The organism is Lacipirellula parvula, from assembly GCF_009177095.1.
In the GTDB taxonomy this organism is placed as follows: domain Bacteria; phylum Planctomycetota; class Planctomycetia; order Pirellulales; family Lacipirellulaceae; genus Lacipirellula; species Lacipirellula parvula.
Genome location: NZ_AP021861.1, coordinates 5,422,099 through 5,441,680 on the forward strand (window position 1 = coordinate 5,422,099; position 19,582 = coordinate 5,441,680).

Annotated in this window: 12 protein-coding genes; 3 read left to right on the top strand and 9 right to left on the bottom strand. The window is 61.9% G+C overall.

The window, feature by feature from the left end; genetic code table 11:
• Window positions 1–12: 12 nt before the first annotated feature.
• The 4 genes from PLANPX_RS21255 to PLANPX_RS21270 all read right to left on the bottom strand — a co-directional run bounded on the left by PLANPX_RS21255 (window position 13) and on the right by PLANPX_RS21270 (window position 7,060).
• Window positions 13–3,150, bottom strand: coding sequence for a LamG-like jellyroll fold domain-containing protein (locus PLANPX_RS21255; RefSeq protein ID WP_172992226.1), 3,138 nt, complete (start codon window positions 3,148–3,150; stop codon window positions 13–15).
• Window positions 3,151–3,305: 155 nt separating this feature from the next.
• On the bottom strand, window positions 3,306–4,118 hold the full coding sequence (locus tag PLANPX_RS21260) for a PEP-CTERM sorting domain-containing protein (RefSeq protein WP_152100664.1): 813 nt from the start codon (window positions 4,116–4,118) through the stop codon (window positions 3,306–3,308).
• 102 nt (window positions 4,119–4,220) lie between these two features.
• A complete protein-coding gene (locus tag PLANPX_RS21265) occupies window positions 4,221–5,270 on the bottom strand; it encodes a hypothetical protein (RefSeq protein ID WP_152100665.1) in 1,050 nt (349 codons plus the stop codon).
• A 77-nt stretch (window positions 5,271–5,347) separates the two neighbouring features.
• On the bottom strand, window positions 5,348–7,060 hold the full coding sequence (locus tag PLANPX_RS21270) for a PEP-CTERM sorting domain-containing protein (RefSeq protein ID WP_152100666.1): 1,713 nt from the start codon (window positions 7,058–7,060) through the stop codon (window positions 5,348–5,350).
• Window positions 7,061–7,812: 752 nt separating this feature from the next.
• Between PLANPX_RS21270 and PLANPX_RS21275 the strand changes: the two genes are divergently transcribed.
• The 3 genes from PLANPX_RS21275 (at window position 7,813) to PLANPX_RS21285 (ending at window position 11,560) form a co-directional block, all read left to right on the top strand.
• Complete coding sequence (locus tag PLANPX_RS21275; RefSeq protein ID WP_152100667.1) at window positions 7,813–8,235, top strand: hypothetical protein; 423 nt, start codon at window positions 7,813–7,815, stop codon at window positions 8,233–8,235.
• A 79-nt stretch (window positions 8,236–8,314) separates the two neighbouring features.
• A complete protein-coding gene (locus tag PLANPX_RS21280; RefSeq protein ID WP_152100668.1) occupies window positions 8,315–9,421 on the top strand; it encodes a DUF1559 domain-containing protein in 1,107 nt (368 codons plus the stop codon).
• Between the two features lie 600 nt (window positions 9,422–10,021).
• Entirely contained in the window at window positions 10,022–11,560 is a 1,539-nt protein-coding gene (locus tag PLANPX_RS21285; RefSeq protein ID WP_172992227.1) for a GxGYxYP domain-containing protein, read from the top strand.
• A gap of 73 nt (window positions 11,561–11,633) precedes the next feature.
• Here the strand turns inward: PLANPX_RS21285 and PLANPX_RS21290 are convergent, their stop codons facing one another.
• The 5 genes from PLANPX_RS21290 to PLANPX_RS21310 all read right to left on the bottom strand — a co-directional run bounded on the left by PLANPX_RS21290 (window position 11,634) and on the right by PLANPX_RS21310 (window position 19,549).
• Window positions 11,634–14,144, bottom strand: a complete 2,511-nt coding sequence (locus PLANPX_RS21290; protein WP_152100670.1) for a VWA domain-containing protein — start codon at window positions 14,142–14,144, stop codon at window positions 11,634–11,636.
• Window positions 14,145–14,148: 4 nt separating this feature from the next.
• Complete coding sequence (locus PLANPX_RS21295; RefSeq protein ID WP_152100671.1) at window positions 14,149–15,921, bottom strand: vWA domain-containing protein; 1,773 nt, start codon at window positions 15,919–15,921, stop codon at window positions 14,149–14,151.
• Window positions 15,918–16,781 carry a DUF58 domain-containing protein gene (locus PLANPX_RS21300; RefSeq protein WP_152100672.1) on the bottom strand — a complete coding sequence of 288 codons (864 nt, stop codon included), beginning with the start codon at window positions 16,779–16,781 and terminating at the stop codon, window positions 15,918–15,920. The genes PLANPX_RS21295 and PLANPX_RS21300 overlap by 4 nt, the downstream gene beginning before the upstream one ends.
• A gap of 78 nt (window positions 16,782–16,859) precedes the next feature.
• On the bottom strand, window positions 16,860–17,849 hold the full coding sequence (locus tag PLANPX_RS21305) for an AAA family ATPase (protein WP_152100673.1): 990 nt from the start codon (window positions 17,847–17,849) through the stop codon (window positions 16,860–16,862).
• Window positions 17,846–19,549 (bottom strand): hypothetical protein, encoded by a 1,704-nt coding sequence (locus tag PLANPX_RS21310; protein WP_152100674.1) that lies wholly within the window; start codon window positions 19,547–19,549, stop codon window positions 17,846–17,848. Before PLANPX_RS21310 ends, PLANPX_RS21305 begins: the two co-directional genes overlap by 4 nt.
• Window positions 19,550–19,582: the final 33 nt, after the last annotated feature.

The window sequence follows — 19,582 nt, forward strand, 5'->3', positions numbered from 1 at the left end:
TGGTGATGGTTGCTAGTTGACGTTCATGCTAATCAGTGCAGCACGGCGCCTGCGGCCAACCGCCGCCGCGAAGGGAAACGCCAATACCGCAGCCGAGCAGGTCGCCGGTTCCGGCACGCTCGCCACGACGGCGCCGACAGTTCCATACCGCACAACGCCGCGCAGAATCACCGGCGCCGCCTGTGCCGATGTTTTACCATAATTCCGTTGCCACTTAACGAAGTGGTCGCCGGAGTAAGCCGTGCCGAATCCCGCCTTCCAAGCCTGCAGGTCAAGCGCGTTGACTGCCCCATCGGCATTGAAATCGCCCTCCAATGGATTGGAAGACAAATAGAATTGGAACTGCAAGTCATCGTCGCCGGCCACGTTGAAGAGACTTCCCAATGTGAACGTCTGCCCCGGCGCGATCACCAATGCATTGCCCGCAAACGGAACCAATTCTGAGAGGCTTGTCGCGCTCGGGTTCGCTTCTTGCAGTTGGTTAAATCCCTGATCAGCGAGACTCGTCCAAGCGCCATTGGCGGGCCGCAGCGCCCCGCTCTGCGAGGTGATCGAGTACCCCAGCAGGCCGACCGCGTAGGTCGAGTCGTTCTTAAGCGTCGCCTGTCCGCTCAACGGATCGACGGTGATCACCAGGTTGTTCGTCGCGTTGCTGCCCATCAACTCGACGAGCCCATGCTGCACCAGCCCCGTCGCGGTCAGGTACTCAAACGCATACTCGGTGTTGCGAACCGCCGTCCCGAACTTCGGCGTACCCAGCGCTGCCGTCGGCGCACCAAGAGCCAAACGCCCCGCAGCGCCGATCGCCAAACTCCCGACGATGTTGATCTCGCTGATGCTGCTCGCCGTCGGATTCGCCTCCTGCCAATTGACATACTCGCCGCCGGTACGATCGTCGAGACTTTGCCAACCGGCGACGTTCAGCCCGTTGGCGTTCGAGTGGATGGAGTACCCTTTAATCGACAACGCACTTCCCGTCGGATTGACGATCGAAGTCGCCCCCGTATCGGAATTGATCTGCAGCGTCAGCGGCCCGGGAGCGTACACGTCGGGCGTCGCCGCTAGGTCGGGATGAAGCTTCACGAATCGAATTTCGCCGGGCGTGAGGGCGCTGCCGTAGATCTGCATCTCGTCTACGGCGCCGTCGAACGCGTTCGCGGCGTTTCCGGTCCCCACCATCTGCTTGCCGAGGAACATGGGGCTATTGTCGTACGCAATCGGCCCGCTTACCGCCCCTTCGCCGGCCGCCGCGAGCTTGCCATCGACGAATAGTTCCAGTCGACCAAGTTCAGCATCGTAGGAGGCAACGGCATGATGCCAGTCGTTGATCGCCACGGCTTGTTGCGTGACAATCGCCGTCGAACCGCCATTCTCAGTCGACACCAGAAACTTGAGGCGGCCGTCGGCCAGTTGTTCGAGCCCCCAAGAATTCCCCGCGCTCGCCCGCGACTTGTTGACGATGTTGGCGCTCTGCCCAGCTGCGTCGGGACGAAACCAGAGCGAAACGCTCATGCTGTCGGCGTTCAGCAGCGAGTTGTCGGGTACGAAAGCGTAGTCGCCGGTGTTGTCGAGGTTCGCGCCGTTGCCTGCGACGCCGCTTCCGCCCGACGCGATCCCGGAGTTCGACAGCAGCAGGTCGTTGCCCGCTTTGTCAACGAAGCCTGCGGCAAGCGACGGCTCGTTGAAGTTCCACTTGCCGATCAGCCCTTGCGGCGCGGCCGGTTGCTGCGCTGGCCACGCCGAATTGAGTTCGAACGCCGACAGCGACACGATCCGTGCGTTCCCCCCCGTGGCAAACATGCCGATCTGCTGATTGCTTGCCGAGGGCAGAAAACCGCTCGTCAACGAAACCGCGCCGCTGTTGCCGAACACTTCCAACGACGACCGGTCGAGCAACAGCTCCAGGCTGATGCGGCCATTGATCGGCGCGAGCGGCGCCGTTCGCCCCAGCACCGAAAGCGTCTGCGTAGCCACGCTGTAATTGACTTGCGTGCCGCGGATGTTGAAGCCGAACGACGACGATGTGCCGAGTTCGATCTCGGTCGAGATGTGGAACTGTTCTCCAGCGAGGCCAGCCAACGGGTTGGTTCCTGGCCTGAGCGTCGTATTGTTGACCGCGTGCTCGGCCCCGTGCAGCGAAGAGATCTCTGCAATCGGCTCGCGATACATCTGGATGCCGTTCGCGGTACTGTGCAGGGTGAGTTCCACCGGGAAACTCATTTGTTGATTGAACGGCATGCCGGGATAGCTGGCCCCATTCATCCATGCGACCTGAATGCGGCGACCATCGCTCGCCGGCACGTTGTGCCAAGACTGCGCGGCGTAGAAGTTGGCGCCGTAGTCTTGCGTGAGCTTGCCTTGCGACGGCGAGTCAGGAACGAACGCCGTCCCATTGAATTGCCCGACCTGATACTTGCCGTCGGCGCCGTAGAGGACCCACCGCTTGTTGTTGGAATTGCCGTCGACGGCCAACTCGAAAATGTCGGGGCATTCGAAGTAGCCTGGCGTTTCGCTGAGGTACGACCAGTTCTTCATATCTGGCGAACCGTAGAACGCGATGCCCGACGGGCGGGCATTCGTCTCGGCCACCCACAGCGCCTGCACCCATTTGTTGGACGCTTCGTGCCAGAAAACCTGCGGATCGCGGTCGTCCTTGTTTGGCGTCGCGGGCAGAATGGGATTACCGCTGTAGTAGCGGAAGCTATTCCCGCCGTCGGTGCTGTACGCCATTCGCTGATCGAACGAGCCAACCGAGGTGTAGTGCAGCAGCATCGTCGGCGTGTTGCCGACTTGCAGCCCGGCAGTGTTGGCGTAGTCGATATTCGCCGTGCCGCTGAATTTCACTCCCGTTGGATCGCCGACAATCGCGGGCGACTTCTCCGTCCAATGAATTAGGTCGGGACTCGTGGCGTGTCCCCACGACATATTGCCCCAACCCGTTCCAAACGGATTGTGCTGATAGAAAAGGTGGTACTTCCCTTCGAAGTACACGAGACCATTGGGGTCGTTCAACCAGCCTTGCTTCGCGCTGAAGTGGAACTGGGGTCGATACTGCTCGTCATACAGTTCGGCAGCAGTCGCGGCATTGCCGTGTACCACTCCGCTAACTGCCGCGCATGCCAGGACGCCTCGTCGAAACCACGAACGCATTCTTACCTCTTCTGCCCTACCGCGGCGCATGCCCAGTTTTCCCGGGAGGCCGCCTCTGTTCCGTTCAGTCGCCCGTCCCTGGCGGTGTCTATCGTTGCCGTGAAAAATTAGGCGCGGCCCAGTCCGCTTCTCCAGACTGGGCCGCGCACCGCGGGTTACCTGCGTCTCCGCAGCAGAAGCGCGCAGAGTCCCGCCCCCGCCAATCCAAGCGATGTTGGTTCCGGGACATTGTTGTAGACGGCTTGCAGCCCGTTGAATGGACCTTCGCCCGATCCAGCTCCGTGCAAGTAGGAAATCGAGATCCCGCCGTTCGCATCGGCCAGAATGCCATTGAGAACAACGTAATCGCCGCCCAACGTCAGCGTGTGCGTCACCGGATTGTTGCCGTCGCCGGTGATCGTCCCGGTCGTCGTCGCTGTATGCGTTCCGTTGACGTCGGTCACCGAAAACATCGTGTCGCGATTGCTCGTGTCGCCGGCGCCGTACAAGTACAGATTCACCGACGTGCCTGGGGCGAAGCCGCTCAAGTTGACAAACCGGGGCTCGTTAAATCCGATGAGATAGTCGCGCATCAGGCCAACGGCATCGGTGGCGACGGCGCCCAAGTTGGGCGAACCTTCCAAGATGGCAAAAGCGCCGGTGTTCGGCTCCCCGACGCCGACGACATTCACTCCGATGGGCGTCGGTGCGCCGGTTGAGTTCAACAGATTTGATTGGCTCACGCTGGCCGACCACCAACCGAATTCACCGGGAGGCCCGTGGAACGCGTTGTTGTCGGTTACTTGGACGCCATTCCAAACCGTTCCCGCGTCTGGCGCCGCCGCGGTGCCGCTGTAGAGCACGCTCGTCGCCCCGCTTGGATGATCGGGATGGAGGCCGAAGTCGATGTTCACCACCGTTGCTTGGGCGGTCGCAGCCGTCGCCAAGAGCGCCAGCGACGCTCCACATGCCAAAAGATGTCGTTTCATGAGATCCCCTCAGATGAGAAACCAAGAGTGAGATAGAACCCTAAGTCCGACTGATCACGGCGGCGACTTCCTGCTGGAAGTCGCCGCACCTCGCCTCGCGCATTAGGCACGCGCCGCCGCACGCTGGCGGCGACGCAGTTGAACCACTCCGCCCATGGCGATCGCGGCCAGCGCGATTCCAGTCGGCTCCGGCACAACGTCAAACGCACCGGTCGCCGACGGAAAATGCTGTTGCCACTGGGCGAAATCGAAGAAGTCGACGACGCCGTCGCCGACGTTGCCGCCTTGTGGGCCAGTCAAGTCGCCGAGAGCGCGAGTGGCGCCCGTCGCCTGAAAGTTGCTGCGAATGAGCTGGTAATCCGCCATGTTGACGAGATTGTCGCCGTTCACGTCGCCAGGCAACACGCCGAAGACCGCCTGCAGACCATTGAAAGGCGCCTCATTGGAGCCGGCGCCATGGAAGTAGCTGATCGTGATCTTGCCCGTGCCATCGGCAACGACCGCGGGCAGCACGACGTAGTCGCCGCCAAGCGTTAGCGTATGAGTGACGGGATTGTTCCCATCGCCCGTGATTGTTCCCGTCGTCGTTGCCGAGTGCGAACCATTGGCGTCGACGACGGTGAACAGCGTATCGCGGTTGCTCGTATCGCCCGCACCGTACAAGTAGAGGTCGACTTGCGTGTTAGGTGCGAATCCGGTGAGTTCAACCTTCTGCGGCACATTGAAACCGATGACGTAGTCCCGCATCAGGTCGACCGCGTTGGTCGCCACGGCGCCGAGATTCGGCGAACCCTGCAAAATGCCGAACGCGCCGGTGCCGTTCGCTGCGTCCGCGGTTAGCGTGACGCCGATCGAGGTCGCCGCCCCCTGCGAATTCAACAGGTTTGGCTTCGTGACGTCCGCCGTCCAAAAACCGAACTCGCCGGGAGCCCCTTGGAACGCATTGTTATCCACGACGATGACCGGGTTCCACGTCGTGCCGCCATTCGGATCAAACGCAGCCCCAGCGCCGGTGTACGGCGCACTCACGACGCCGCCGGGATGATCGCCCTGCAAACCGAAGTCGATGTTGATCACCGTGGTGGCGCGGCTCGTCGAAGCGACGAGGGCCACGGCAAGCGTTGCTGCAGCAATGTAGTAAGAACGATTCATTGCAAGAGTTCCTTATTGATGATTTATGCTGTTATTTATTGAGTGGTGTTTATGAGGAGAACCGCGGCGACGGCAAGTTAGCGAGCGCTCGCGGCAAAGCGAGTTGACGCTCGCCGCCGATTGGCGACCATCGCGATGGCGCCCATGGCGAGCAACGCCAGGCTGCCCGGTTCCGGAACTGCCGAGGCGGCTGCCAGCGAGGCAATCGTCTCGTACTTCACCACGCCGTTCGCAATGGACGAACCGGAAGCGGAAGAAGTCGCCCCCAAGTTGCGTTGCCACGTCAGGAAATCGGCGCCCGTGAGCGTCGTGCCAAACTGGCTCTTCCAAACCGTCAGGTCCGCTTGATTGACCGATCCATCGTTGTTGAAATCGCCGGCCAGCGGAGCGGCGTACTGGAACTGCAGCTTCAAGTCGCGCGTTCCGGCGGCGTTGAACAGGCCGCCCATCGCAAACGATTGTCCCGGCGTCAGGGTGATGCTGTTCGCCTTCAGTGGAATCAACTCGGAGAGATGCGCCGCCGTGGCATTCGCTTCATCGACGCCCGGCCGCCCCTGATCTTGGAAGCTGCTCCAACTGCCGTTTGCCGGCTTGAGCGAACCGCTCGCCGACAAAATCGAATAGCCTTGCAGGCTGATCGTCGTCTGCGAACTATTCGTCAGCTTCGCTTGTCCGGAAGCCGGATCGACCGTCAACAGCAGCGAGTTGACTGCCTTCAGCCCGGTGTACTGCACGTCGCCGACAACCACCTGCCCCGCCGAGTTCACATACTGAAACTGCAGCGACGGTGCAACGCCGAACGGCAACGATGACGTGTCGAACGGCGTACCGAGCGATCGCGTGCCAGACGAGAGCGTGAGGTTCGCTTGAGTCGTATTACCCGGAGGAACGGGCCCGCCCAACTCGTTGAGGCTTGAAGTCGACGGCGTGCCGGCGACATTCCAGCCGCCCCCGAGTTGGGTTGTGAGCGACGACCACGTGGCCGGCTTCAACGAACCAGCCGGGCCGCTGATCCCATAACCCGTGAGAGTGATTGCCGCGCCAGTGGGGCTCGATAGCGTGGCGGCGCCAGTGTCGGCGTTGACCGTGAGTCCCAACACAGCCTTCAAATCGAGCCGCAACTGGCGCCCGTGAGTTCCGCCGTTCACCACGGAGGTTTCCAATCGCCGGCCAAACGCCAACCCCGCCGCCGATGCGTCGAGCGCGAACGCACCGTCGATGTTCGTAGCATCCGCCAGCACCCAGCCCTGCGGCACGCTCGGCGTGAACCCAAACGACGGACGCAGCGTTCCGCCATTCAAGCTGAGCGTGCCGTTCACGGAAACAAGGCCGTGGCTCGCTCCGTTGATCGCCGGAGCGTAGACGCCGCCACCGGAGAACGAGGCGCTTTGAGCGGAGAAGGAAGCAGCGGCGCCGGTCAGCGCGAGCGTGCCGCCGCCCGAAAACGTCGCGGTTCCATTCACATTCGGACCGCTATCGTCGAGCACGAATGCGCCCGATCCGGTGACGCTGAGGCGCGAATTGTTCGTCACATTCACGGCGCCTGCCGGACCATCGGGAGGCGTGATCGTCGCGAGGTTTGAATTGACGATCACCGTGCCGCCGTTAGAGATGTTGGCAACCTCGTCGAAGGCGCCTGTCGGCAACGCGCCCGTGCTCCAATTGGAAACGGTCGTCCAATTGTTATTGGACGGTCCGCCCTGCCAATTAACGTTTGTTTGGCCTCGAGCGCTGACCGCCGTCAATCCGGCGATCAAAAGCGCTGCCAGCCGACTCGCTTGCAGCCTCATAGCACAAAACCTTCCATTCTGTGTCGAATCGTAGAAGTAGAAGAGGAAGCCACCTGTGTTCGATTCACGCTCAGCGATCGTGCGCTGCGCGCGTCTAACGTTCGTCTAAGTCGCACGTCGCCCTGACCGCAACACTGGCAACCAAGCCGCTGAACGCGAGAGGCCTTCGTGAGGCTCCATCGCGCACCACAACCAAGGTCGCAGCTCAATTCGAGGAAACTGAGTTGTTGCGAGCGCTCCGTCGCATCGCGTCCGCTCTTCCGCGAACGCCGTTCATGGCGCCGCCTCGGGCATTCGCCCAGAACGGGCGTCACTGTCCGAGGACTTCCGTGCGAAGTCACTTTCAGAAAACCTGACAAGTCTCTACTGCGAGCATCGATACAAGTTAGCGCGACTTTATCGATTGCGCCCGCAAGTGAGATGATAAACAAACACCAAAAACCTGCAAGTGACTTGGAAAGTTTTTTGGAGGAACTCCGGATGCTCGCAACGTCAGCAAGTCTACAATCCTCGTCTATCTCCACTCGCCAGATCGCTGAAACACAGCGAAAAATCGCGTAAACCCGACACAAATCAGGCATAAAGTCACTTCGAAGCGCCCAGCCACCCAACAAACCTGCAAACAATCTATTGCACAGGTTTAAATTTCAGATAAACTAACCAATCACACTAATCGACATTCTCATCAGCCTCGTCGCGACTCCCCCATTCGTTGGGAGCCGCCTTCGGCACTTAGCTCGCTTTACATTTTCATGGGCAGACATTGCTATTCGATATCGCGGGCAGCAGCGCCGCTGCTCCTCATTGCTTCCGCCGCAGCCACCTTCGTGGGATGCGGGAGTAGCGCCGGCGTCGGCGTCTCGGGAACGGTAAAGGTAAATGGCGCGTTGCTTCAAAACGGCAAGATCACTTATCGCCCCGTTGCCTCCACGGCCGGCAACGGAGGTTCTGCCGAGATCATCGAGGGAAATTACCAATTGGCGGACGTACCGATCGGCGCCAACGTCTTCACGTTTTCCGGTTTCGTGCTGACGGGCAAGTCGATTCCCGGCCCCGGCGGCGATCCAGAACCAGAGCGCAAGAATGCGATCCCGCAGCACATCCTAAAAGAGGGCGTCGAGCGCGAGATTTCCGCGTCGGGCCCCCAAGACTTTTCGCTCGACGGGCCCGTGTGAGCGAGTCCCTCGCGACTCCGCCCCCCGTCGTTCGTTCGCTCGTTACCCAGGCAGTCGCCGCTTCGTTGGAGATCTTCGCATGACGTTCCATGCTGCTCTTCGCACTCATTCACGTTCCTATGAACTCGGCTTTGGCAAGCGGGGTTCAGCGAAGCATTCGGGCCGCGCGGGTCAAGCCACGCACCACCGCAGCGCCTTCACGCTCGTCGAACTGCTGGTGGTGATCGCGATCATCGGCGTCCTGGTCGCCCTCCTTCTGCCGGCAGTGCAGGCGGCTCGAGAGGCGGCCCGTCGCTCATCGTGCATGAACAACGGCAGGCAAATTTCGCTCGGTACGCTCAACTACGAGTCGGCGTTCCGCGAGTTACCAAAGGGCACGAACAACGCCGTTGGGCAGTCGCGCGGCGGCAACACCTGGTACGACGACTACACTTGGTTCGTGTTCATCCTCCCGTATATGGAAGGAGATGCCGCGTTCAAGGGCTTCGACATGAAGAAGCCTTTCCTCGGTGCGCATCATGAGGCAGCGCGGGCGTTCTATATTCCCATGTTCGACTGCCCGTCCGATCAACAAGGCCGCATTTACAACCAACCGGGCGACGGCAATCCGGCCAACAACAATGACGCGTTGAATCGCTACTACTACAACTACGTCGCCAACCTCGGCAACACGGGCACCGGCCAGGCGGCGGTGGTGATCGCCCCGGTACGCGAACGCGTCGAATTCGGCGGAGCTCCCTTCGCCTACGGCCGCGCCATCGGCCTGAAAGAAATCACCGATGGCACGAGCAACACCCTCATGTTCTCTGAGTTAATCAAAAGCAAGGGAGAAATCGCCGGCTCGGGAAACGATTGGCTCGGCTCGATGGGCGACATTTCGATCGGCCGCGGCAGCCATGGCTTTAGTGCGCTCTGGCCGCCCAACAGCCCGACGGCCGACATCATTGAGTGGAGATGCCCCACCGATGTTGGCATCGTCTGCGACGATACTCGCTACCCCGATCATGCGGTCGTCAACACGAAGATCCCCGACGACATCAACCGTTCGGCCAGAAGCTTCCACGCCGGCGGCGTCACGGCCACGCGCGCCGACGGATCGACTGGCTTTTACAGTGACGACACCGACCGCTTCGTTTGGCGAGCGTTAGGCACGAGCGCCGGCGATGACGTGAACGCAGCCAACTGACCGCGACGGCTAGCTACGAATTTCGGTAAGCCACCGCCAATTACTTAAAAGCCCCTCGCTGCTGCCCATCCCGGCCGCTCGTCAGTAGACAAGCGGTCGCCTCCGCCCCGCATCGGCAGTTCCACTTCTCGCACCAGGGCGACGCGATGGTTGCCACGTCCCGCGGTAATCGCGTATTTTTAGATTTCCGGGATGCGCTCAAACTCTTGAGGCGCCTCTCAGATAGCCCATCGTGCGACTCGCCAACTAATTTGGCGACGCGTGCGGGCGGCTCCACGAAAACAACGCGATCGGCCACATCCCCGCTGGCGTGAGGCGCACGCCCTTATCTTCATCGGGCTGTTTATCTTGAGCGGACGGCGGCCGTGGCGATGAACCAAATCCTGCTGAGAGAATCCTGCAAAAATGCTCTACAACGAACGCAGGAGAGAGCTCCGTATCTCTTCTAAAACGCCGACATTGCAGCGACCGGAATCTATTGCGCGCATCCTCCTAACGGCGACTTGCCTCGCGATTGCGACGCACGCAGCGGCGGAACCGCCCGGAGCAATTGACTGGCCGGAAGGTCAGGCGCTCCCTCGGCTCCCAGCCCCCGCAAACATGCTCGAAACGATCGACGTCGGGATTCTCACCCACGACGAGCAACTCACATTCTCCGCGCTAGTCGGCCACGCCAATCGCCGCCAACCTCGCATCGCTCTGCTAAATCATCGAAGCGAAGAAGGCCCCGAAACTTGGTTCTATACGCCAACTGTCGGGATACAGCTCGCCCAGCCAATCAGCGAGAGCGACAAGTACTCGTTGATCGCTGACTTTGCGGGGGAAGTCGCTGGCGTCGTGCTGTACGACGCCGAACTCAACCCCCACATGCGAAATCTTGCCGCGACGGTCGCCGCGTTGCGAAAGGCGCTGCCTGTTACGCGTGAAGTTTACGGCAAGCTGCAAGAGCGCGGCATTTCCTTGCCAGTACTGGAAGACTTAACGTCGCTGACGTTCGCGGGTCCTTTCGAAACTTATCAGCACCTCTACGACGCCTACTGGCCATCGTGCGAGAAGCGTTTCATCGTGAGCGCCCGCCCCGAAGGCCGCGGCGGCGACTATCATCATACGCGCGACCTCGCTGCAGCGTGCGGGGCCGCAGCCCTCTGGCTCGACGCCCGGATCCCCCGCGAGCGCGAACTGTTCGGGAAATTCTTGGCCGACATGCCGGTCGGCAACGCCGTGATCCTGGGCTGGCACGCTACCGAACGCTCCGGCGTCACGACCGCCACGCGGTATGGCATTGGCACGATGCCGTCCGACCACTTCATGAACGCCACGGTGTTCGCCGGCGGATCGCATGAGATTCAAATTCCGCCGACGCCGAAAACTCCTCCGCTGGAAAACAAACTCTACGTCGCTCTCTTCCTGAGCGATGGCGACAACATCCAGTACGTCCAGCATGCAATGCGCCGCAAGTGGGATCGCTCGGCCGCTGTGCGCGGACAGCAGCCGCTGAACTGGACGATTGCTCCCGGCCTCGTCGACGTCGCACCGGGAATCTTGAACTACTACTATTCGACGGCGACGCCGAACGACTGCTTCGTCTGCGGCCCCTCTGGCATGGGCTACACGATGCCCGTCAACACGCTCCTCGAACCTGGAGCGCCGCTCGGCAGCACGCTGAACGACGAAGCCAGGATGGATGCGTACGCAAAGTTTACGTCGCGTTATCTGCAGCGAACCGGGTTGCGCGTCGTCACGGTCTGGGACGATCTCACCGCGATGCAGCGGCAATCCTTCGCCGCCAATTGCCCTGAACTCCTCGGCGTCACGGTGCAAAACTTTAGGGACGATCCCGCCGTCGCATCAAGCGTGGCAGAGAACGGCCTTCGCTTTGAAAAGCTGATCATCCCTTACGCTGGTTCCTACGACGATCTGCGGCGTTCGATCGAAGCTGAACATGCGAAACTCGACGGCAATTCGCCTCGCTTTGCCGCCTATCAGGCGGATATCTGGAGTCCGCTGCAGCCCGAACGGTTGGTCGAGCTGATGAACGAGTTCAAGCGCAAGAACCCGCAGATCGAGTTCGTTCGAGCCGACCATTATTTCGAGCTGCAACGCGAATCGCGCCAGCGAGTCGAAGTCGGCGGAAAGTAGGCGCGAGAGGCTAGAGACGCCGCGCACGGCTCGTAGCAATCTTCCACGCGACGGGTTGCTGCAGGCAAGTGCGCTACACCCGCCGCAACAGGATGCCGCCCAGCATGCACGCCAGCGCGGCGAAGTAGGCGTAATGCACAATCGACCGCTGCCGCACCACCGGCTCCAGTTCGTCGATCACCGTGTGCGTCGCCGCCAGCGGCAGAGCGGCAAGCGCGGGCGGCGTCTCCTGCATCAGCCGATATTCGTTTGGATAGGGCCGATGCCAATGGAGGAGCGACATCTTGTCGTGATCGGCGTCGCGCACTCGTAGCGAGATGTTCTGACGGTTCTCCACCGGCACGCTCGCTTGATACCGGCCGAGGCCGACTTCGCGCATCTGCACGTCGCTGCCGAGCCCCTCGGCGTCGATCAGCGCCGCATCCCACTTCACGCCATTCATCGGCGCCCCGCTCGGGTCGGTGCGACGAACGTCGACCGTCCAGCGGTCCCCTTCGCGGCGTTCGGTGATCTCGACCCCTTCGCTTTCGTTGTGACGCAGCACGCTGCGAATCATTTGCGCCCAAAACTTGCCGCAGCCGTCCCACGCCAGCCACTCGCCTCCCCACTTCTCCGTGAGATCGCTCGTGTAGGCAAAGCCCGTCCCCAGCCCGTAACGGCCGATCGCCAACAGCGGGTCGCCCGTCTCGGCGGCAAGCAACATCTGCGCGGTCGGCTTCGCTTCGGTCATCACATAGCCGAGCGTGAACGGCAACTCCGAATCTTCATACCCGCTCAGCGACGGATGATCGCTCGTCTTCACGCTGCCGTAGAGATCTTCCTTGATCGCCGACTTCGTCGCCTGCATCGTCTCCTTCGTGAAAATCTGCGGCACGTTGTTCGGATCGTCGGTCTGGTAGAAGCGGCCGCGGCCAATCTCGGCGATCGATGCGAGTAGCTGCGTATCGGCGGCGCCGAGGGCGACTGTCGACACCGTAATCCCCTCGTCGGCCATTTCCTCGGCGAGGGCCTCGTGGTCGGCAGGTTGCGTCTGGCCGTCGCCAAGACAGATCATGTGGCGAATCTTCGCGGGCGTCGCTTCGAGCATTTCCTTCGCTTCGACCATCGCTGGATACATATAGGTGCCGCCGCCCGCTTGCAGCGAGTCGATCGCCGCCTGGACCGATTCTACGTCCCCCGCACTCGTCATTTCGCAGATCAACTGCGACTCATGATCAAACCCGACGACCGCAATCGAATCGCGCGGGCTGAGCAGTTCGACCGCCGCTTTCGCCGCCTGTCGCGCCAGTTGAATCGGCTGGCCATCCATCGAGCCCGACTTATCAATCACCAGCACCATCGCCAGCGACGGCTTTTCCTTTTCTTTTTCGTAACGCGAAATCAGCGGCAACACCTCCTCAACCGGTGTCTTGTAGTAGCCTCCCAAACCGAAACTATTCTCCGAGCCGAGCATCATCAGTCCGCCACCGAGGTCGACGACGTACTGCTTGAGCATTTGCATTTGCCGCGGCGACATCGCGGTCGCCGGCATGTCGGCCAGCATGATGCAATCGAACGCCGCCATCTCCTCCAGCGACGTCGGCAGCCCATGCTCTCCGCGCACTTCGAGCTCAATCTCTTGCTCGACGAGCGCGCGAGCAATCGGCCGCATCTCGCGCGGCTCGCGGTGAATCGCCAGCACCCGTGGCCGGCCATGCACCGTAATCGTGCAAGCCGCCTGATTGTTGACGACGAAGCGATCTTCCTCGGGCAACAATTCCGCCGTCCAGACGCTGGCGCCAGGCGTCGTCATATCGACGTCGAAGTAGACCGTCTGCTGCTTGTCGGCCGTCAGTTGCACGTCGCGCTGTTGCACAGCGACGCCCTTGTGAACAAGACGCAGGTTGCCCTTGATCGGCGCGTTCGCCGCGAGCGTGACGCCAATCCGCGTCACTTCGCCGTAGAACGTTTGCCGCGACGAGGGCTCGATCGCCACCACCGACGCTTCGGCATCGCTAATGCCGGCGAGTGGATGCCGGCGGACGTCGATCCCCTCCTCTTCCGCCTGGGCGAGCGCGTCGGCCAAATCGCCGTCGGTTTCCTGGCCGTCGGTCAGCAGCACCATCCGGCTCGTTTTGCCCGCAGCGAAAGCGGCTCGCGTCGCCAAAATCGATTCGGCCAATTGCGTCGCGCTGCGAAACTCGTCGTCCGCGACGCCCGACTGCCACTTGCCGATCGTCTCGCGCAACTCCGCGGTTGTCTTGAACTCGCGCACGCCGTTGCCTAGCGCGAACAACGACCAGCTGTCACCGCTCCGCAAGCCTTCGATCCACTGATCGATCTGATCGCACGCTGCCGGAATCTGCTTGAGATCGACCGACTGCGACACGTCGACCAGAAACAGCACGTGCGCGTCATCCCCCTCGTCGCCGATGAACGGCCGGCATAGGGCGAGAATCAAAAACAAAATCGCAGCGGCCCGCAATCCCGTCGACGCCCACAGCAACAGCCGCGGCCGATCGACGAGCGTGTAACGCAACGTGAGCGCCAGCGCCGCGATCGCGACGAGCCACACGAGCGGCTGCCAAGAGACGAATTCAATCATCGGCTTAGCCCACCTTTCGCCGATGGTAGAGAATCGATTCGCCCGTCAGTACGAAGATCGCCAGCAGCGTGAGCCAATGAACCGGCGAACGGCCCTGGCTAATCGGCTTCCGCGAGTCGGCCGCTTTGATTCCATCGACGAGCGACTCCTGCTCCGACAGCAAACTGGCGCCGACGTCCCAATCGCCCGAGGCGTTTTTCAATCGACAGAAGCCGGCGGCCGACGGCAAGTCGCGCCACTTGCCCGCTGCCGCCGTCGACTTGCCCGCGGCGTCGACCAGCGTCGTTTCCGCATCCTCCGACGCAGCAAGCGTCGGGATCTTTTCGCCCGGCCGGTAGCTCGCGGCGAGCGGGGTTTCGCGGCCGACCAAGTGAGTCACCGCCGAATGAACTAGCACGGGGAACCAAGCGCTGAAGTAGAACTCAGCGTTGACCGGATCGAGATTCACAACGATCGCCGACCGCCCATCGCGGCGGGCAACGTAAATCAGCGGCAGCCCGGAATCGTCGGCGACGAGCACGTGCGCCCCCGGCGCCGGCGTCAGTTGCCGAGCGCCGACGAACGGAATCGTCGCCGCATCGACGTGAGCCAGGGCCGCATGCTCGGGATGCAACACGCGCGGGGCGCCAACTTCAACCTCGTCGCCGAGTTCGCTCCACCAGGGCGACTCTCCGTCGGGCTGAAAGATCACCGCCAGCGAAGCGTCGGGAGAAATCGATTTCCCAACCGTCACCGCGCCGCCATCCTCGACAAGTTTCAACAGCGCATCATCCCCCGAAAAGGCGACGACGCTATTCTCCAGAAAGAATCGATCGCTCGATTCCACGGCGACGTTGATCGGCTTCGGCTTCCGCACCGCGAGATAGGCGACGTTGTCGGCGGCGAGCGCATCGTCGCGATCAATCCGCGCAATCCACCGGCCTGCCGGAGCGTCTTCCAACGTAAACCGTTCCGGCGGATTGACGCCCGGCGTCACTTCGAGCGGAATCACCTTCAGCAGTTGCTCTTGCCCGTCGTCGCCGACGTGCGACAGCGTGAGGTCGCATTCTTGCGGCTCGCTGAACGTCGACGCCGTTTGGAAGTAAACGCCCAACCGATTGTCGCCCCCCGGCAGGTACGCCACGTCGGCCGCCACGAGGCCGATGTTCTCCGCCGCAGCGCCAACCTTGAACAACTCGATGTCCTTCGCCACTCGATCAGCGGCATACGCGCCGTCGCTCACGAGCAAGATCCGGCGACGATCGCTCGTAGCCCCCGCCTCGGCCAGTTCAGCAAGCGCGCTGTCGGCCAGCGTCTCCGGCGCCGTTTCAATCTGCTCGACCGCGTTGAGCAACTCGCGCGGGTTGTCCGTGAGATGCGAGCGGTAAGTAAGATTCCGCCCAATCGTCGCCACCGCCGCGCGTTGCGAGCCGTTGAGCCCCTCGATCAACCCCGCCGCCAGCCGCTTCGCTTCGTCAAGCCGCGTCGCCCCGCCGCCGCCCGCGCCCATCGATGCGCTGTTGTCGACGACAATCAGCAGATCTTGGCGATCATCGTTCCACTCGGGCTGAGCCAGCGCAAAACAAACGGCCGCCGCCGCCAGCGCCATCAAGATCAGCGACAACACGTCGCGCAGCCGTTGGAAGAGGCTGCTCGCCCGCTTCTCCTGGAAGATCTTTTCCCACAGAAAGTAGGCCGTCGTCGGCCGCCGCTGCGGGCGGACCTTCAGAAAGTAGATCGCCGCCAGCGGAATGATCGCCAGCAGCGACCACAACATCATCGGCTGCAGAAAACTCATGCGACGAGTCCTCCGCGGCGGAGGATGTCTTGAATCACCGACTCAAACGGCGGATCAGTCAGCGTCGATGCCAGCCCGATGCCGGTTCGCGCGCAGCAGGCCCGCAGCCCGTCGTTCCACTCGGCGACCGCTTGTTCGTAGCGCCGCGCCTCGCGCGGCGTCACCGTCACGCGTTTCCGCTGGCCGGTCTCGACGCATTCAAGTTCGAGGTCGCCCTTCCAGTCGCAGCGAACATCATGCTCGTCCTGCACCTGCAGGCAGAAGACTTCGTGATTGTGGTACTGCAGGTACCGCAGTCCCTCTTCAAATCCTCCGGGGAAAAGGAAGTCGGAGACGACGATCACCAAGCCGCGCCGCCGATGGCGGGCCTGAAACACACGCGCACAAGAAGTAAAGTCAGTGTCGCCGCCGAACGTCTCCGCCCGATCAAGCGCTCGCAGAAACTCGATCGTCTTCGCCCCGCCGCGGCAGACATCGAGCAGCGGATTCAACCGATCGGCGAGCCCGTAAACGGCCAGCCGATCGAGACTTCGCAACGCAATGTACCCCAACGCCGCCGCCAATTTGCGGGCGTAGAGATATTTCGAGTTCATCGATCGACTCGAATCGACTAGCAGATAAACCGTCGCGTCTTCTTCGAGTTCGAAGAGCTTGATCACCAGCGACTCGAAGCGGGCGAAGACCCGCCAATCGATCGCGCGATAATCGGCGCCGTGGTAATACTCCGAATAATCGGCGAACGTGATCCCGGTGCCGCGCTGCCGCGTCTTACGATCGGCCTGCAACGAACCGCCCAACACCTTCCGCGCGAGCAGGTAGAGCGAATCGAGACGGCGGATGAAGGCGGGATCGGTAAGCATCGCCTGATATGCGCAGGGAGTGGGGCAGGTGGCGGCGGGGGAATCCGAAGCGAACCGGCAGAATCACACAGAAGCAAGTCAATCGACCTTCTCAATCACCTTCTCGATCAGGTCGTCCGCCTTCACCCCTTCCGCCTCGCCTTCGAAGCTCAGAATCATCCGATGGCGCAACGCGGGAATCGCAACCGCGTCGACGTCTTCGCGCGAGACATGGAAGCGTCCTGCTAACAGCGCTCGGCCGCGGCTCGCGGCGAGAATCGCTTGCGCGCCGCGCGGCGAAGCGCCATGCCGCACGAACTTGCGCACCTCGGCTGGAGCGTCTTCGCTCTTCGGGTGCGTGCCGCGCACCACGCGAATCAAGTGGTCCTGCACCGCATCGTCGATCGGCGTCTCGCGCAACGTGCGGCCCATCGCCAAAATCTCTTCGCCCGTGGCGACAGGATCGATCGTCGGCGACTTGGTTCCGCCGGTCCGCCGCAAGATTTCGGCGAACTCGTCATGCCCCGGTAATTCGACGAACAACTTGAAGAAGAACCGATCGAGCTGCGCTTCCGGCAGCGGGTAGGTTCCTTCTTGCTCGATCGGGTTCTGCGTGGCGAGCACGAAAAACGGCAAGTCGAGCCGATGCGTCTTGCCAGCGACCGTCACTGATTTTTCTTGCATCGTTTCGAGCAAGGCGGACTGCGTCTTCGGCGTCGCACGATTAATTTCATCCGCCAACAGCACGTTGCAGAAGACCGGGCCCGGCTGGAACTCCAGCGACTTGTGCCCGCCGCGATCGACGAGCACCTGCGTCCCCACGACATCCGCCGGCAATAGATCCGGGGTGAACTGAATCCGCTGGAACTTCAAGTGGAGCGCCTGCGCCAGCGTGTTGACGAGCGCTGTCTTCCCTAACCCCGGGACGCCTTCGAGCAGCACGTGCCCGCCGCTCACCACCGCGAGCAGCACATGCTCGACGATGTCTTGCTGACCGACGATGAACTTGCCCATCTCGTCGCGGATCCGCCGGAACGTCGTGACGAACTGCTCGGCCGCTTGCTCTGCTTCCACTGCTGCTGTCGTCATTCTGCTGCGTCTCCCTCGGCTTCGACTGCGGGGGTCGATTCCATCTGGTGGATCAATTGAAAGTAATTCTTCACGCCGTCGCGAACTTGTGCGGGCACGTCTTCGCGTTCAACGAACGATTCAAACTGTCGCTTGAACTCGCGCTGCTTGGCCGCCGTGCGACGATTCGACACGCCGCTGCCTTCGTCGGCCGACTCGACCGTAGTCAGCGACGGCCCGGCGCCCTTCTGCCCTTGCAGCTGCGTCGTTTGACCGTTGTCGACGAGCTCATCCGTCGCGTTGCGACGAGCGGTATTCGTCCCCGTACCCGCCTTCTTGCCGCCGGCGTTCGGGCTTTGGCACAGGCCGTTGCACATGCTTTGGCAGTTGCTGCACTTTTCGCAGAGCTTGCACAGCTTCTTGTCGGCTTCGCGGCGAATGCCGAGCTTGCACAAGCCTTGGCACAGCTTGTTCAGTTGCTTATCAACCGAGGCCTGGCACGCTTGGCACTGGGATTGGGATTTGCTGTCGCACTTACCCGTCTCGCGCTCTTGGCGTTCGGCTTCGGCGAGCGATTCATCGAGCTTCTGCACCGATGCAGCCAACTCTTCGAGATTCTCGCCCAGTTCGCCGCCCGACGATCCCGACGACGCGCCGCTCTCGCCTGAAGCGCCGCTGCCCCCCTTGGCGTCCTTCGCGGCGGCCGACTTTGAGTTCGATTGCTCGCCCGACTTCGATTCCTTCCCCTGCGACGCCGACTTGTTCGCCTTCGCCGCCGCGGCCATCCGCTGCGACGCGGCCTTCAGCTTCGCGAGTTGCTTGCGCTGTTCCGACAGCGGTTTGTTCGGCTCGGTCTGCATCGACGCCAGTTCGTCGGCCGCCTTATCGTACTTCTTCTGCTGGAGTTGTTCGCCGAGTTGCTTCGACTCGCGATCTTCCTGCAGCTTCTCCGCCGCCTTTTCGAGCAGCTGCTCGTCTTTCTTGCGTTGGATCGCCATCCGCGCCTTGTTCAGCTCGCGCTCCAGCTGGGCGTATTGCCGCAGCGCTTCCTTTTGGTCTTTGGTCGCTTCGAGTGATTCGACCATCTTGCGAAGCTTGTCGGGATCGACCAGTTCCTTCTCGAACGGATCCTTCACTTCCTCGCGAAGTTCCTCGACCATTTCCAGCAGTTCTTTGTTCGACGTCTCAGTCGCCTGCTGCACCGCTTGTTCTTGCTGCTGGCGCTGCACCACCTCATCACTCGGACCGCGCAGGCTCAACGGCAGCGCGACCGCCGTCAGCCCCGCGGCGAGCATCAGCCCGCGACGCGGCGCGCGGTAGGCGATCGCCTCGGGCGACAACTCGCCAACTTGCCGCTGCGTGTAGTTGGCCTGCAGTTCATAAAAACCGTCGCGACGCCCTTCCCGCGTGAAATGCAGATACGAAGCCACCGAATCCTTCAGCCCGTAGAAGCGGTCGACATACCGCGCCGCTTGTTCGTCGCTCAACCGATGCCAGAACCACGCCGCCGCTCCGCCGCACGCCGTGGCCAGCAACGTCGCAACGATCCAACCGCCCGGCACGGCGTAACCTTGCAGCACGTAGACCAAGCTCACTGCCGTTACCAAACCGGCGCCGGCCGCCGCCGTCCAAATAAGCGTCGTCCACAGCAGGTGGAGATTCACGCGACGCCGCACGAAGGCGACGAACTGTTCAATAGGACCAGGGGCATGGGGAGACATTCGCTTCTACTCCGTAGAAAAAGTCTTCCGGCC